Annotated in this window: 15 protein-coding genes; 1 reads left to right on the plus strand and 14 read right to left on the minus strand. The window is 63.8% G+C overall.

The window, feature by feature from the left end:
• Positions 1 to 9: 9 nt before the first annotated feature.
• The 8 genes from NKI69_RS15815 to NKI69_RS15850 form a co-directional block, all read right to left on the minus strand.
• Positions 10 to 954, minus strand: coding sequence for a sugar ABC transporter substrate-binding protein (locus NKI69_RS15815; protein WP_352721946.1), 945 nt, complete (start codon positions 952 to 954; stop codon positions 10 to 12).
• Between the two features lie 56 nt (positions 955 to 1010).
• Positions 1011 to 1925, minus strand: coding sequence for a sugar phosphate isomerase/epimerase family protein (locus NKI69_RS15820; protein WP_023814032.1), 915 nt, complete (start codon positions 1923 to 1925; stop codon positions 1011 to 1013).
• Positions 1926 to 1981: 56 nt separating this feature from the next.
• A complete protein-coding gene (locus NKI69_RS15825; protein ID WP_352721948.1) occupies positions 1982 to 3067 on the minus strand; it encodes a Gfo/Idh/MocA family protein in 1086 nt (361 codons plus the stop codon).
• Between the two features lie 35 nt (positions 3068 to 3102).
• The gene (locus NKI69_RS15830; RefSeq protein ID WP_352721950.1) at positions 3103 to 4164 is read right to left on the minus strand and encodes an ABC transporter ATP-binding protein; all 1062 of its coding nucleotides are present in this window, start codon (positions 4162 to 4164) and stop codon (positions 3103 to 3105) included.
• Position 4165: 1 nt separating this feature from the next.
• Entirely contained in the window at positions 4166 to 5257 is a 1092-nt protein-coding gene (locus NKI69_RS15835) for an ABC transporter ATP-binding protein (RefSeq protein WP_352721952.1), read from the minus strand.
• Complete coding sequence (locus tag NKI69_RS15840; RefSeq protein WP_352721954.1) at positions 5254 to 6213, minus strand: carbohydrate ABC transporter permease; 960 nt, start codon at positions 6211 to 6213, stop codon at positions 5254 to 5256. The genes NKI69_RS15835 and NKI69_RS15840 overlap by 4 nt, the downstream gene beginning before the upstream one ends.
• The gene (locus NKI69_RS15845) at positions 6210 to 7070 is read right to left on the minus strand and encodes a carbohydrate ABC transporter permease (protein ID WP_023814037.1); all 861 of its coding nucleotides are present in this window, start codon (positions 7068 to 7070) and stop codon (positions 6210 to 6212) included. The genes NKI69_RS15840 and NKI69_RS15845 overlap by 4 nt, the downstream gene beginning before the upstream one ends.
• A gap of 81 nt (positions 7071 to 7151) precedes the next feature.
• Positions 7152 to 8765: an extracellular solute-binding protein gene (locus tag NKI69_RS15850; RefSeq protein ID WP_352721956.1), complete on the minus strand. Its 1614-nt coding sequence runs from the start codon at positions 8763 to 8765 to the stop codon at positions 7152 to 7154.
• Between the two features lie 336 nt (positions 8766 to 9101).
• On the opposite strand from NKI69_RS15850, the gene NKI69_RS15855 reads away from it, so the two are divergent.
• The gene (locus NKI69_RS15855) at positions 9102 to 10130 is read left to right on the plus strand and encodes a LacI family DNA-binding transcriptional regulator (protein WP_352721958.1); all 1029 of its coding nucleotides are present in this window, start codon (positions 9102 to 9104) and stop codon (positions 10128 to 10130) included.
• Between the two features lie 55 nt (positions 10131 to 10185).
• Here the strand turns inward: NKI69_RS15855 and NKI69_RS15860 are convergent, their stop codons facing one another.
• From NKI69_RS15860 to NKI69_RS15885, 6 genes are read right to left on the minus strand one after another with little or no spacing between them, the layout of a single operon-like run.
• On the minus strand, positions 10186 to 11205 hold the full coding sequence (locus NKI69_RS15860; protein ID WP_352721960.1) for an aliphatic sulfonate ABC transporter substrate-binding protein: 1020 nt from the start codon (positions 11203 to 11205) through the stop codon (positions 10186 to 10188).
• A gap of 36 nt (positions 11206 to 11241) precedes the next feature.
• Positions 11242 to 12138 carry an ABC transporter permease gene (locus NKI69_RS15865; RefSeq protein WP_352554749.1) on the minus strand — a complete coding sequence of 299 codons (897 nt, stop codon included), beginning with the start codon at positions 12136 to 12138 and terminating at the stop codon, positions 11242 to 11244.
• Positions 12139 to 12150: 12 nt separating this feature from the next.
• Positions 12151 to 12987, minus strand: coding sequence for an ABC transporter ATP-binding protein (locus tag NKI69_RS15870; protein WP_031213850.1), 837 nt, complete (start codon positions 12985 to 12987; stop codon positions 12151 to 12153).
• A gap of 32 nt (positions 12988 to 13019) precedes the next feature.
• Positions 13020 to 13346 (minus strand): 4Fe-4S dicluster domain-containing protein, encoded by a 327-nt coding sequence (locus NKI69_RS15875; RefSeq protein WP_023814043.1) that lies wholly within the window; start codon positions 13344 to 13346, stop codon positions 13020 to 13022.
• Positions 13343 to 14968, minus strand: coding sequence for an FAD-binding protein (locus NKI69_RS15880; RefSeq protein ID WP_352721962.1), 1626 nt, complete (start codon positions 14966 to 14968; stop codon positions 13343 to 13345). The genes NKI69_RS15875 and NKI69_RS15880 overlap by 4 nt, the downstream gene beginning before the upstream one ends.
• A gap of 30 nt (positions 14969 to 14998) precedes the next feature.
• Positions 14999 to 15595: a thioredoxin family protein gene (locus tag NKI69_RS15885; RefSeq protein WP_023814046.1), complete on the minus strand. Its 597-nt coding sequence runs from the start codon at positions 15593 to 15595 to the stop codon at positions 14999 to 15001.
• Positions 15596 to 15749: the final 154 nt, after the last annotated feature.

Below are 15749 nucleotides of genomic sequence, written 5' to 3' on the forward strand. Positions count from 1 at the left end.
GACCGGTTTTCACTTCGTGTCGTAGAGTTTCAGGATCGGTTCGACGCTTGAGGCGTCGTAAAGGCTGAAAGTATGGATGTCGTAGCCGATCGGTTCGCCCGACGCGGCGAGCCCGAGCAATGCCACCGGCATGAAGCCTTGCGCAGACGGGAACTGCCAGGCGGCCGCGTTGACGAAGCCGGACTTCACGGCTTCCGCGGTTTCCTTCGAATTGCCCCAGCCGACGACCGAGATCTTGCCGGCCGGCACACCTGCGCCGTCGAACACCCGCTTGACGCTGGCCGCGACGGAATCGCCAAGCGCGATGATCGCCGGCGGATTGTTGGCCACCATATAGTCGGTCATCTTGGCAATGATGCCGGCCGGGTCGGTGCCGCAATCGACCACATCATATTTGATCCCCAACGGATCGAAGACGCTGGCGATGCCTTCGGTCTCCAGCTGCTGATAGCTGGCGCCAGGCACTTCCACCGGCAGGAACACCTTGTCGCCCTGCTTCACCATCTTGTGGTCGACGAGATACTTGGCCCAGATGACGCCCGCCTCCTTGAGATCGGCGCCGACATAGGCCTGCCGTCCGGTCGCCGGATCGTCTGTGTTGAAGAACACGATCGGGATCCCGGCCGCCTTGGCAGCCTTCACTTCCTCGGTCCACAGGCCCGGCTGGGCCGAGGTGGTGGCGATGCCGTCGGGCTTGGCCGCAAGCGCGGAATTGAAGGCCTCCTTCTGCGCCGCCATGTCGCCGCCGCTGAAGGAGATCTTGCAGGTCACCTTGAGCTGGTCGCAGGCTTTGGTCGCGCCGGCATTCCAGTCGAGCCAGAACGCATCCGAGGGACCGCCATGCGACAGCAGGTAGAACGTCTTCTGGCCATCCTGCGCCATTGCCGGCGCGCCCATAGAAACACCGGCGAGCAGCGTTGCGGCAGCCGCCAGTTTCAATGCGAATTTCAACATTCTTTCCTCCCTTGCTTTGGGCCGCGCCGCCGCGAACCGACGGCGCGCAGTGACCGTCACAGGCCGTTGGCGCGGAACTTCCCGTCGAGGAATTTCTTGGCGCGCGGCACGTCGTCTTCCGAGAGATGCTCGATGATCACAGGAATGTTCGGATGCTTTTCCGCCAGCCGCTGGAGGTAGAGATCGTAGTTCAGCGAACCGAGGCCCGGTGCCGGCAGCTCGATCTCGCCGACGCCACGGAAGGTGTGGCTCTCCAGCGCGTCCTCGTCGCCGATATCGGCGTGCTTCTCGGACTTGTCGCCGCCCGAACGCTTAACGTCCTTGGCGTGAGCTATTCTGATCTTGTCGGTCAGCGTGTCGAACACCTGGTTCAGGATCTGGTCCATCCTGTCGATGTTATGCGTCTCGAAATAATTGGTCGGGTCCATCAGCAGACCAAGGCCCGGATGGTCGACCTGCGCGAACATCTTCACCGTCTCCTCGACCGAGCCGACGACGTTGTTGACGTAGGTTTCGAGCAGGAAGACCGCGCCGTGGTCATAGGCCGTCTGGGCGAGCTCGGCGACCACCTTGCGGCACTCCTCGAACCCTTCCTCGGTCTTGTTCTTGGGGTGATGCACCCAGTCGGATTCGGTGTTGTAGGTACCGGTTTCCGAGATCACATACGGGCTGCCGAAATGGCGGGCGTTGCGGATGATCTCCTTGAGGTAGCCGACACGCTTGTCGCGCTCGGCCTTGTCGGGATGGATGATGTTTGTGTAGCCGGAAATGCAGCACACCGGCAGGTGATGATCGCGGAAGACGTCGCGCACCTTCTTGGCCTTGTCCTTGGTGATCTGCCCCGCCGACAGGTCGACGTCCTTGAAATGCAGGTCGAGCTGCACCGTGTTGAAATCGAGCCCGCGGATCTTCTTCGCCGTCTCTTCGAGGCCGTACGGGAAATAGCCCGTGAAAATACCTGCCTGCATCATGGTGTGAAATTCCTCCCTGTAAGCGATTCAGTTGTCTGGTGTTTCAGTTGCGGTGATCAGATAGCGATTTCGGAAAGCTTGACCGTGCGGCCCTCGTCGATCGAGCGATAGCCCGCCTCGACCAGCGCCATGGTCTTGACGTTGTCGGCGACCGACAGCGCCGGCGGCGTGCCGGTCTTCACCGCATGCTGCAGCTGCTCCATCACGCCGATAAAGGCATGCGGGAACCACATCGTTTCCCAGCTCGGGCTGACCCATTCGCCGCCGGTCGTCTCGGTCGAGGCATAGGTCAGCGTCGAGGCCGCGCCCGTCGGCCAGCCGATGGTGCCCTTCGCGACGCCCTTGGTGCCGTCGACGCGCCAGTTGATGTGCTGGTCGTCCTTGTAGCCATCCTGGCGCGGACCGGACCAGACATCCTCCAGCGACACGGCGAGCACGCCGGACGGGAAGCGCAGCGTCGACACCGTGATGCCGTCCGAGTGGTCGAATGTGGTGCGCGGGTCCTTGCGTGTCAGCGTGGTGATCTCGTCGGGGTCGCCGAACAGGAAGCGCAGCACGTCGAGATGATGCACGCTCATATTGGCGAGCGTCAGCCGGTCATAGTCCTCGAGGAAGCTCTGCCAGTGCGGTATGGCGTGCATGTCGATCTGCGCGAAGACGATGTCGCCCAGCGCGCCGCTGTCGATGATCTGCTTCAAGACGCGCATCGACTGGTCGTAGCGCATGTTCTGATTGACCGAGAGGATCTTGCCGGCCTTGGCCGCCTCGTCACGCAGCTTGACCGCTTCATCGACCGACAAGGCCAACGGCTTCTGCGCCAAGATTGCCTTGATGTGCTTCTGCTTCAGCGCGTGACGGATCAGCGCCGGCTGCAGGTCGGGCGGGAAAGCAAGATCGATGATCTCGACATTCTCGTCCTCGATCAGTTTTTCCGGCGTGTCGTGGACTGTGGGGATGCTCCAGCGCGTCGCCACCTTCTCGGCGCTGGCCCTGGTGCGCGAGGCGATCGCGACCACCGGGAATCCAGCTTCCTTGTAGGCGGCTAGATGGCACTCGGCCATGATCATGCCGGCACCGACGCAGCCGATCCTGTATTCCTTCGTGCGGACCTTCACGTCCGGCTCGAAGCCCTTGCTTGCCATCTCTTCCTCCCGAAACTCTTTCCTTGCGGCGGCCGTCATCGTGCCAACGCTCCGCCGCTCTGTTCGAAATAATGCACTCTGGCCGGCTCGCAGGATATCACCACCATGGCATCCGGCCGGACGTCGGGCTGGCCGCGCAGCAATGCCTTCAGCCGCGCCTGCCCGGCAGCGAGCGTCACCACGGTATAGCCGCCAAGCGGCTCGACCTCGAACACTCGCGCCGGGCGGCCCGGGCCCCCATCCGCCCACGGTCTAACCTTGATGTCTTCCGGCCTCAGGCCGATCTCCACGGCGTCGGCGGGCGCTGTCTTGTCTTCGATGCGGATCGTCCCTTCAGCCGCTTCGACACCACCCTCGCTGCGCGCCGATCTGAGGATGTTCATCATCGGCGAGCCAAGCAGCCTTGCCACATAGGTGCTGGCCGGGCGGTCGTAGATCTCTGCCGGCGTGCCGATCTGCCTGATCTTGCCGTCTTCCAGGATGGCGATGCGGTCGGCGACCGACATCGCCTCTTCCTGGTCATGTGTGACGTAGATCAGGGTCTTGCCGAGTTCGCGCTGGATGCGCTTCAGCTCGACGCGCGTTTCTTCGCGCAGCCTGGCGTCGAGCGCCGAGATCGGATCGTCCATCAGATAGGCATTGGGATCGCGCACCAGGGCCCGCGCGATCGCCACGCGCTGCCGCTCGCCGCCCGAAAGCTGTCCCGGCGGCTTGTGCAGGATATGGCCGATATGCAGCTTCGCCGCGACGTCCGTGACCCGCCGCTTGATCTCGGCCTCGGCCACCCGGCGTTCGACCAGGGGAAAGCGGACATTTTCGAGCGCGCTCATATGCGGAAACAGCGCCAGGTTCTGGAACACCATCGCCACGTTGCGCTCGGCCGGCGACATCGCGTTGACCGGCCTGCCGCCGATCAGGATTTCTCCGAAGTCAGGTGTCTCCAGCCCAAGCACCAGGCGCAGGATGGTCGACTTGCCCGACAGCGGCGGTCCGAAGAAGCAGAAGAACTCATTGTCGTTGACGGTGAACGAGGCGTCGTCGACGGCGAGTGTATTGCCGTAGCGTTTGGTCACATTACGGAAGACGATATCGGCCATCTCAACCTGCCTTCGTCGCAAGGCCGGTAGCGGCGTCGAAGACGCGCACCGACGACGTAGTGGGAGCGATGACAGCGGTGTCGCCGATAGCCAGTCCGACATCATTGTCGAACACCGTTTTCACAGCTCCCTCGCCCTGGCCGAGATGAACGATGGTGCGCGCACCGATCCGTTCGACAAAGGTCACCGGCATTGCGAGGCCCTGCCCATTCTGCACCAACGTCGCCTGTTCCGGCCGGAATCCGTAAAGCACCTCGCCGCGCGCACCGCGCATGGCCGCTGCGAGTTCGCCCGGCAGCGGCGGCGTGACGCCCAACGGTCCGAGATCGACGACCAGCCCGCGATCGCTCTCCGCCGGCCTGCCCTTGAGCAGGTTCATGCCCGGCGCGCCGATGAAGCGGGCGACGAAGACATTGGCTGGATCGTTGTAGACCTCGAGCGGCGTGCCGACCTGCTGCAGCACGCCATGATCCATGACCGCGATGCGGTCGGCCATGGTCATCGCCTCGAGCTGGTCGTGGGTGACGTAGACCATGGTCTGGCGGAACTGCCGCTGCAGCTGCTTCAGTTCGGTGCGCATGACGGCCCGGAAAGCCGCGTCGACATTGGACAGCGGCTCGTCGAGCAGGAAGATCGCCGGCTCCATGATCGCCGAGCGGCCGATCGCCACCCGCTGCAATATGTTGACCGACAGCCTGTCGGCCTTGCGGTCGAGCAGCGGCGTCAGTTGCAGCATCTCGGCGATGGCGCCGACACGGCGATCGATCTCGGCTTTGGCAGCCCCTCGCATTTTTGGTCCATAGGCAAGGTTCTGGCGCACCGTCATATGCGTGAAGATGGCGTAGTTCTGGAACACGAAGCCGACGCCGCGCCGGCCCATCGGTACGCCGGCCATGTCGCGCTCGCCGAACAGGATCTTGCCGCCGGTCGGCTCTTCCATGCCGGCGATCATGTTCATCGTCGTCGACTTGCCGCAGCCCGACGGGCCGAGCAGCGCCATGAACTCGCCATCGGCAATTGCCAAATCCATCGTTTTCAGCGCGGTGAAGTCGCCGAATTTCTTGATCAGGTTTTGCAGGTGAATGGCGCTCATGCCGCCACCTCGCGTGCCCGCGCCATGCGCTTCATGGCGAACACCGCGACGATCGACAGCACGACCAAAATGGCCAGCGCGATCGCCGCCACATAGCCCCAGATCAGGTCCTGCGTGGTGAGCTTGTAGATGTAGACCGAGATGGTTTCGGTGGCGACGCCTGGACCGCCGCCGGTCATGATGTAGAGCGTGTCGAAGATCTTGAAGTTCTCGATCACCCGGATCGCCAGCGCGATGATGATGATCGTCTTCATCTTCGGCAGCACGATGGTGACGAAGCGCTGCCAGGGATTGGCGCCGAGCAGCGTCGCCGCCTTGATCTGGTCCTCCGGCACGCCGACCAGGCCGGCGAGCAGGATGAGGAACATCAGCGGCGTCCATTGCCAGATGTCGGCGACCATCACCGCGATCAGCGCCAGCGTCGGGTCCGACAGCCAGGCGATGGTGACAGGCGAACCGGTCAGCGACGACAAGATGTCGTTCACCGGGCCGCCCGACTGGAACAGCATGAAGAACATGTAGCCGGCCACCGCAGGCACCACCATCATCGGCATCAGCAGGATCGAATAGAAGACGCGCTTGCCCGGGAAATCGTCGGCAAACAGCGTCGCCAGCGCCAGCCCGAGCAGGAACTCCGCCGGCACGCAGACGATCATGACGATGGCCGTACGCTTCAGCGCGCTCCAGAAGCGCGTGTCGACGGCGAGATCGGTGTAGTTGGCAAAGCTGTTCCACATCGACCAGGCGTTCCACCAGCCGGTGCCCGACAGGGGCGACCAGTCGGTGACGCTGATGTAGAGCTGCATCAACAGCGGGAAGGCCGAGATGAACAGCACGAGGATCTGCGCAGGCAATGTCAGCCGGAAACCCAGCCTTGCGCCCTCATCGCGCGAAACCGGCTTTGCTCCGACGGCTTTCATCTCATCCTTGGAAGTCATGACAGTCACCGCGCTCATTGCTTGAGCGCCCCGAACGTCAACCCGCGCACCAGATGGCGTTGGATGGCGATGCCCATGATGACCGGCGGCACGGCCGCGATCAGGCCAAGCGCCGCCTTGGCGCCATAGAGCTGCCCGGTCATCGAGGAGGACAGAGAGGCCATGTAGACCGGGATGGTCACCCATTCGCGCGTCGTCAGAAGCAGCGCGATCAAATAGTCCGACCAGTTGAGGATGAAGACGAAGAGCGCCGCACTGGCGAGCGGCGCGCGCATCATCGGCAGCGTGATGCGCGTGAAGACGCGCAGCCGCGAACAGCCTTCGACAAGCGCCGCCTCCTCGATCTCGCGCGGCATGTCGTCGAAGAAGGTCTTCATCAGCCAGAAGGCGAACGGCAAGGTGACGATGCCGTAGATCAGCGCCAGGCCCCACCAGCTATCGGTGAAGTTGAGGAAAGCCCACATGATCATCACCGGGATCATGACCGCCATCGGCGGAAAGATCCGGAGCTGGATCAGCGCCAGCGGCAGGTTCTGGCCGGAGCCGAAACGCGACAGCCCATAAGCCGCGGCAGTGCCCGCCGACATGGCGATCACCGTGCCGAAAACCGCCGACAGCAGCGATGCGAGGATCGGCTTCAGCGCGTTACGGTCGAGCGCGACGATCAAATTGTTGGTCGACTCGCCGAAGACGAAACGGAAATTGCTGAGCGTCGGGTTCTTCGGCCACCAGGTCAGGTCGGCGCCGGTCGCCGACCATTCGGCGATCGGCTTGAAGGCCATCGATACCATCCACAGGATCGGCACCAGCGTCACCGCCATGGCCGCGAAGATCGCGGCATAGCGGAATATCAGGAAAGGAAAGGAACGCTTCATCTGGCGGCTTTGCTGGTGGCGTTGTGGGCGGAGGGGAGAAGCAAGCTCCTCCCCTCCTTCGATATGATCCAGGGAGAAGGATCAGACGATTGGATCGAGAACTGTCGGCCAGGCCTCCTTGTTGGTCTTGATGGCTTCGAGCAGTTTGTCCTCGCCGGTGCGCCGGGCGATCTTTTTCCACTCTGCCTCGGTATCGGCCATCGCCTGCTCCGATGTCTTGGCCTTGGTCAGCGCCGCCATCAGATTCTCGTCGAGCGCATTGTGGAAGGCTGTCGCGCCGGGATAGTTGATGGTTGGCACGGTGCGGGCGACCGTCTCGCGCACGACGTCCATGTGGTAGGCATGATAGGTCTGGCGCACCAGCGGATCGGAGAAGTCCGAAAGCCGGAACGGGTCCAGATAACCGCCGGGGTTGGCGCTCATCCATGCGTAGATACGGGCCGAGCCCAGCCATTGCAGCAGGAGATAGGCGACCTCCTGGTTTTTCGACTGCGACGAGACCATGCCGGTCAGCGAGAACCACAGCACGGAACGGCTGATCAGCTTGCCGCCGATCTCGCGGCCGGGCGGCAGCATCGAGCCGATCTTGCCGGTGACGGCTGAATCCTTGTTGCCGGCATTGTCGAGGAATTTCGGCAAGTTGGAGAAGGCGCAGGTCATCGCCGCACCACCCTTGGCGAAGTTGCCGTATTGCTCCGGCCAACCCCAGGAGATCGCATCCGGCGAATGATGCGCGAGCGAAGCGACATATTCGTTGGTGGCGGCAATACCTTGCTCGGAATTGATCATCGGCTTGCCGTCATCGCCAAACAGGAACTGGTTGGGCGAAGCCATCGAGACATAGCGCTGGTACCAGTTCGTGTAGCCCCAGCCCTGGTTACGCAGGTCGGTCGAGCCGAACAGGCCCTTGTCCGGTCGCTGGAAGAAGGCGGCTATGTCGCCATGCTGCTTCCAGGTCTTCGGCGGCGCCAGATCGTAGCCGTATTTGTCCTTGAAGGCCTTCTTCTCGGCTTCGTCGCCGAACAGGTCGGCGCGGTAGACCCAGGTCTGGAAGTCGCCGTCCAGCGACACGCCATAGTTCGAGCCGCGGTATTTGTTGAGCAGCGACACGCCCTTGGCGCCGTTGACATAGCCGCTGACCGGATCGTCCCACTCAGGCTTATGCTGCGCGACAAAGTCGTCGAGCTTGGCGATGCCGCCGGTTTCGGCGAGGTCGCCAAGACGGTTCCATTCGGTCGAGTAGATGTCGTAGGCCCCACCCTTGGTGGAGATGTCCTGCATCGTCTTGGTGAATTCCTGGCCGTTCGGCAGACCGACGATTTCGATCGCGATGCCGGTTTCCTTTTCCCACAGCTCCTTGATAGACGGCGCACCGGCCGGGAACGGCTGCGTGAGCTGGCCGATCGAGCCGTCGGACAGGCCGAGCACGATCTTGGCCGGCGCCTTGCCGGCGCCCTTCAGCGCCTTGGCCGCTTCGATGGCGCGGCCTTCCGGCGTATCGGCGCCATACTGGTAGCGCTCGGCCCCTTCGAAGCCCGTCGGGCCGCCGATCATGCCGGGCGCCAGCGCGTCGGCCGCATAGGCGCGACCGGGACGAATGAATTGGGGTGCGATACCAGCGGCGGTCATGATCACAGCCGCCTTTCCTCCGGATGCCAGCAGCCGGCGCCGCGAGATGCGGATCAAGTCAGACATTGAAACTCCTCCCTCAGGGCCACGTTTCCTCCACGACCCTTATGAGGGATATTGACGGCAGCATGGCAAGGCTGTCAACATCATAAATAATCAAAACACCTCATAATATTGCAACAGGGCAAGGAAATGCACAAAAACGGGACCCATACGTCACGCAGGATGCCTCATTTTGAGGGCGCCCGGCCCTTCCCTGCCCCGCGCAGCCCTGCCGGACCATTTGATTTAGCGCGGCGGCTTGCACATCGGCCAAGGGCGGATACATCATTTCCCATCAGAATCGCGGATGGCGGGGAAGCCGTCACCAGCCGATCCGACGCATGCAGGAGATGAAAGACGGTGCGTTCCACCCTGACTGACATAGCCCGGGAAGCCGGCGTCTCGGCCGCCACCGTCGACCGAGTGCTCAACAACCGACCCGGCGTGCGGGCGCGCACGCGGGAAATCGTGCTCGAAATGGCGCAGCGGCTCGGCTACATCGCCGAAAGCCCGAACGGGGCGCCGCCGCGGCATTTGCGCGGCGACGTCATCCGGCTCGACTTCGCCCTGCCGGCCGGCACCAATTCCTTCATCAAGATGCTGCACCGCCAGATCGAGGCACAGGCTCTGGCGCGGCCCGACCTCGATGTTCGTATCGCCACCATAGAGGGCTTCAATCCTGACCGGCTCGCTCGCCTGTTGCAGGATCTGCGCGGACAGACGCAAGGCGTCGGCGTCATCGCGCTCGACCATCCGACGGTGCGCGAAGCAATCCGCTCCCTGTCGGCCAACGACATCAAGGTGGTGACCATCGCCTCCGACATCCTGCATGTACCCAGGGTCGCCTATATCGGCATCGACAACCGCGCCGCCGGGCGGCTGGCCGGCTATCTGCTCAACCGCTTCATGGGATCGGGGCGTCCGGGCAAGGTGGCGCTGTTCGCCGGCTCGCTGTCTTATCGCGGCCACGAGGAACGCGAGATGGGGTTCCGCCACGTATTGACCGAGGAATCACCCAATCTGCAGATCGTCGAGATGCGCGAAATGCTCGACGACCGCGAGAAGGCCTATTCGGAGGCATCGGCCCTGCTGGAGCGGCACCCCGACCTTGCCGCGATCTACAATGTCGGCGCCGGCAACACCGGCATCGCCCGCGCGCTCAAGGAGCGCGGCCGCGCGCAATCCATGGTCTTCCTCGGCCACGAAGTGACGGACGGCACCAAGGACCTTCTGCTCGACGGCACGGTCGACGCGGTCATCGACCAGAACCCGCGCGTCGAGGCCCGCGAAGCGCTCAACACCCTGATCCATGCGGTCCGGGGACTGCCCTATGAACTGCACCAGCCAAGGCTGCAGGTGATTTTCAAGGAGAACATCCCGGAGATTTGACGGACCAGACGAACGGGGCAGCGGTAAAGCGCCCGCCCCGCTCGATACTTCTAGTCTATTGGACGGCGGCGACTTCAGCCGCGGCGCCATCGACAAAGCTCTTGTCGACCCATTTGCCGTAGTCGATCGAGCCCTTCAGCAGCCCGGCGCTGGCCATGAATTTCTCCTCGCCCCGCAAGGCGGCGATCGCCTCGTCGGTGAGTTTCGGATCCTGATGGAACACCCCGTCGGCATAGGTCTTGCGGACGGATTTTTCCGACGTCTTGGTCGCCTCGACAAAAGTCTTGATCGTCTCGTCCGGATGGGCGTCGGCCCAACGCGAAATCTTGATGTCGACCTTCAGCAGCCGCTTGACGAGGTCGGGGTACTTCGCCGCGAAGGCCCCATTGACCGAGATGACGTTCGGTACGTTCCATTCCGGATGGGTGCTGGTGTCGAACAGGACGCGCGCCTCGCCGGTGTCGACCAGCTTGGCCGCCGTCGAATCGGTTTCGACAATGGCGTCGATGTCGCCGCGCAGCAGCGCCGGGCCGGATGCCTCGAAAGGGAGGTTCAGACCTTCGACATCATTGGTGGTCAGGCCGACGCTGTTCAGCGCCTTGCTGAAATTCGAATGCCGCACCGTGCCGGTCAAATAGGCGACCTTCTTACCCTTGAGATCCTGCAGTGTCCTCAGCGGCGAGTCGGTCTTGACGACGATGTAGGAACCGCCGGCCTTCACATAGCTCGACAGGCCGATCAGCTTGACGTCGGCGCCGGACGCAGCAACCCGCAGCGCTGGATTGTTGCCGGTATAGGTGAATTCGATCGCACCGGTGGCCAACGCTGTCGTCGCCTCCGAACCCCCATTGAAAGTCACCAGTTCGACCTTGATGCCGTCCTTGGCGAACTCCTTCTCCCACCAGCCGTCCTTCTGGGCGAGGATGAATTTGAGATGCCCCGGCGCGGTACTGCCGATGCGGATGATTTCCGGCTTGTCCTGGGCGAAGGCAGGCATGCCGCCAAGGCCGATGACGACGGCAATGGCGCCCTTCAGCAGCAGTCGGCGATGTGCATCGAATGGAATGCTGGGCATGGGAAAAATCCTTCCTGATTGGAATGAATGGACGGCTCAGATGAGCGAGGTCTCGGACTGGCCTTTCCAGGCTGTCGCCCAGCGCTCGAACCAGACGAGCAGGTAATTGACGGTCAGGCCGATGACGGTCAGCGTCAGGATGCCGGCATACATGTCGGCCGTTTCCATCATCAGCTGTGAGTTCTGGATGAGAAAACCGAGGCCGGATTTGGCCGCCAGCATCTCGGCGCCGATGACCGCGAACAGCGAGGATTTCACCGCCAGCCGCGCGCCGGCGACGATCGAGGGAATGCTGGCCGGCAGGATGACTTTCCGGAACAGATCGAAGTCGGACGTGCCCATCGAGCGCGCCGCCTTGATCAGCAGCGGATCCACCGACTTGACGCCGCTGATCGTGTTGACGAGGAGAAAGAAAACCGAGGAGTAGAAGGTGATCGCCACCTTCGATTCCTCACCAATGCCGAGCAAAAGGATGAACACCGGCAGCAGTGCGAATTGCGATGTGTTGCGCAGCGTCTGCACCAGAAGGTCGGAAACCTTCTCGAACAGCCAATAGCGCCCCATCAACAGACCGAGCGGGATGGCCACCACCACGCCGAGTGCGAAGCCGATCGCAGCGCGCTGCAGGCTTATGCCGATATGCTCGATCAGCACGCCCGAGGCGAGCAGCGCCCACCAGGCGACCAGCACCTCGCTTAGCGGCGGAAAGAAGATCCGGTTCAGCCAGCCGAGCCGGGGCGCGATCTCCCACAGCAGGAAGAACAGGCCGAGCAGCGGCAAGCCATAGAGGAACGTGCCGTGGCTCGCTTTCTTGCTCCGGTTCTTGGCGCTGGCCTTGATGGCCGGGACCCTAGCGACGGCGACCGTTTCGCCAGCGCCGGCAAACAGGTGGAGCGCTCCAGCGGAGCCAAACTTCTCGGTCAGATAGGCCATTGGTCCAGCTCCTCAGTGACTGAAGGCTGGTGACAGGGTCCAGTCCTTCTGCGCCTTGTTGACCTCGTCGCGCAGCACGTCCCAGACGCGGGCGCGATAGGCGTTGAATTCGGCGCTGGCGCGGATGTCGCCGTCGCGCGGCCGTGGCAGGTCGATATCGATGATCTCCTTCACCGCGCCCGGCCGCGCCGTCATCACCACCACGCGATCGGCGAGGAAGATCGCCTCGTCGATCGAGTGGGTGACGAAAATGACAGTCGTGTTGATCTTGCCCCAGATCCGCAGCAGCTCGCCTTGCAGCAGTTCACGCGTCTGCTGGTCGAGCGCCGCGAACGGCTCATCCATCAGCAGCACTTCCGGGTTGCTGGCCAGCGCACGCGCGATTGCCACACGCTGCTGCATGCCGCCGGACAGCTGGTTGGGAAAACGGTCCTCGAAACCAGCAAGGCCGAACAGCGCCAACAGATGGCGGGCTGTGGCGGTACGCTCGGCCTTGGCCACGCCGCGCACTTCCAGCGCATATTCGATGTTGGCGAGCGCCGTGCGCCAGGGAAACAACGCATATTGCTGGAAGACATAGCCGGTCTTTGGATCGGGCCTGGTGATGCGCCTGCCGTCGAGCTGGACATTGCCGCCGGTCGCCTGCGTCAGCCCGCCAATGATATCGAGCAGCACCGACTTGCCCGAGCCGCTCGGGCCGACCAGCGTGATGAACTCGCCTTTGCGGATCGAGAGATCAACGCCGTCGAGCACGGTGACGCGGTCGGTCGCCTCGCCATCGACGGTGACGAACTGCCCCGGCTTGAGCTGGAACGTCTTGCTGATGTCGCTGACGACGATCCGGTCCATGTTCGGGCGATCCATATCTGTCTCCGATCGGTTCACTGCGCCACGCGGATGCGGTGCGTCGGGTCGAATTCCGAGCCGCCCGCCTTGCCGCGCTTCCAGCCAAGCGCGCGGGCATAGGAGCCGAACAGCCGTCGGGCGTCGGCCTGAGCTTCCGTGATGCCGGTCGGCCCTTCGGCGAACTCGGCCACATAAAGCGCGTCGGTCGGGCAGTAGATCTCGCAGAGAAAGCAGGTCTGGCAGTCCTCCTGGCGAGCGATCACCGGCACGCCATTGTCGGTCGCGTCGAAGACGTTGGCCGGGCACACCTTGACGCAGATGTCGCATTCGACGCAGCGCGTGGCCGAGACGATCTCGATCATGACGCCAGCTCCGCCAGCCGCTCAGGCGCACCTGCGATGCGGAACTCATCCACACCGGTGATGACCAGCCGGTGCGCGAAGGCCGGGCTCTTGCCCGGTAGGTCGGTGCGGCGATGCATGCCGCGGCTCTCGGTGCGGTGCAGCGCTGCGGCCACGGACCAGCGCCCGGCAGCGGCGATCGATGCCGCCTCGCGCGTGCGGACCCGATCCAGCCCCTCGCCTTGCAGATGGTCGCGCACGTCGCGCCAGACACTCTCCAGCCGCTCGCCGCTTTTCTCCAGGCCCTCGCCGGTGCGGAAGAAATTCTTGCCGAGCGGCGTCACTTCGCTACGCACCACCTCGATAACTTCGCTCGCCGAGATGTCGGCACTCGCCGACGATGCCGGACGCAACCCGGCTTGGCCGAGCGACTGCACCGCACTGCGGAACGCCTTGCCGGTGCGGCGCTTGGCATGGGTCGAGGCGCCCTTGCCGGCCCACCAGCCGCTGGCCAGCGCCCAGGATGAATTGACGGCGCCGCCGCCCGACACGGCCCCGGTCATCATCTCGCGGCTGGCGGCATCACCGGCGACGTAGAGGCCGGGCACGCCGGTGGCGCAATCGTCGGAGACGATGTCGATGCCGCCGGTGCCGCGCACCGTGCCTTCGGCGCGCAAGGTGATGCGGAACAACTCGCTGAACGGGTCGATGCCGACGCGGCCATAGGGCACGAAGCAATTCGGCTGGCCCTGGCGCAGCCAGCCTTGCAGCGCCGGTTCGGCCTGATCGAGCCGCGCATAGACCGGGCCGTCGATCAGCGCGCGCGCCACTTCCTCCTCGCGGTCGCCGATGCCGTTACGCAACGGCTCGCCGGTCGGTCCGACGATCGGCGAGCCATCTTCGCGATGGAACGAGGCCCAGCGGAACGGCAGGCCCTTGTTCAGCGATGAGCCATAGGGCGCCAGCGTGTATTTGCCGGTGAACTCCATGCCCGACAGGCTGGCGCCGGCTTCGGCCGCCATCAGATAGCCGTCGCCAGTCAGCCCGGTGGCGCCGAGGATGCGTTCGCGAAAGGCGCAGCCGCCGGTCGCCAGCACCACGGCGTTGGCGTCGACGCGCCAGTCCTGGCCGATCTGTCTCGCAACACCGGCGGCGCCGACAATGGCATCGCCGTCGGACAGAAGTTCGAGCGCCGGATGATGGTCGAGCACGGTGACGCCGGCCAAAAGCACCCGGCGGCGCATGAAGCGCATGTAGTCCGGGCCGCGCAGATTGGCGATGTAGAGCCGTCCGTCATCCTCGCTCGGAAAGGGATAGCCCCATTCGGACAGCCTGAGCAGGTTGCGGTAGGCGGTGTCGACGCAGCGCAGCATCCAGCGCGGGTCGGCGAGTTCGCCGGTGCGCTGCCAGCGTCGTTCGACCACGGCGTGCCTGTTGTCACCCGGCGGCACGCACCAGGTGCCGGTGTTGGACGGCGCGGTGGCGCCGCTGGTGCCGAGATAGCCCTTGTCGGCCAGCACCACCTTGGCGCCGCCCTCGGCCGCCGCGACTGCCGCCCAGGCGGCCGACGGGCCGCCGCCCAGCACCAGCACGTCTGCCTGGAGCAGCAAGCTGTCGGAAGCGGATTTTTGCGGCTTGTGCATTGACACCTGGCGAATGCGTCGAGGCCGGCGCTAGGCCGCGCGCGCCGCGCTGGAAGACCAGACCGGCTCGTTGCCGGCACTCCATTTGATGTTGCAGCCGATCGACGGCACTTGGCTGGCAATGGGCCTGCCGCCCTCCAACACCGTGTCGACCGCCGCTCGCAGATCGGCACCCGTCACCGGCTTGCCGTTGCCCGGCCGCGCCTCGTCGAACTGGCCGTGATAGGCGAGCCGCCGGTCGGTATCAAACAGGAAGAAGTCGGGCGTGCAGGCCGCGCCATAGGCTTTCGCCGTCTGCTGCGACGCATCCTTGAGATAGGGGAAGGAATAGCCAAATTTTTCGGCCTCTTCGCCGATACGGGCAAGCGTTTCTTCCGGATGCGCTTCGTGGTCGTTGGCGTTGATCGCCACCACTTGCAGCCCCTTGCCCGCATAATCCCTGGCGAAAGCGGCAAGCTGCTCGCGGATCAGCACGACGAACGGGCAACGGTTGGAAATGAAGGCGACGAGCAGGGCCGGCTTGGCGTCGAAATCGGCGAGGCGGTGCAGCACGCCTTGCGCGTCGGGCAACAGGAAATCGGCCGCCCTGGTGCCGAGGTCGATCGGATTGGACTCTGTCTTCGGCATCGATGCGCTCCCTTGTGCAACCATTTTCACAGGCCAAGGTGCGAGCGCCCTGAACGTCCGCAGTTAGTCTATGAATTTAGTATAATTATAGGCTGGATAGCGCATTCGCGGTCAACCGCGCGGCTTAGAATATCGTGCCAATGTTTCAGGCCGA

Origin of the sequence: Mesorhizobium sp. M0491 (genome assembly GCF_040321265.1) — a bacterium.
In the GTDB taxonomy this organism is placed as follows: Bacteria; Pseudomonadota; Alphaproteobacteria; order Rhizobiales; family Rhizobiaceae; genus Mesorhizobium.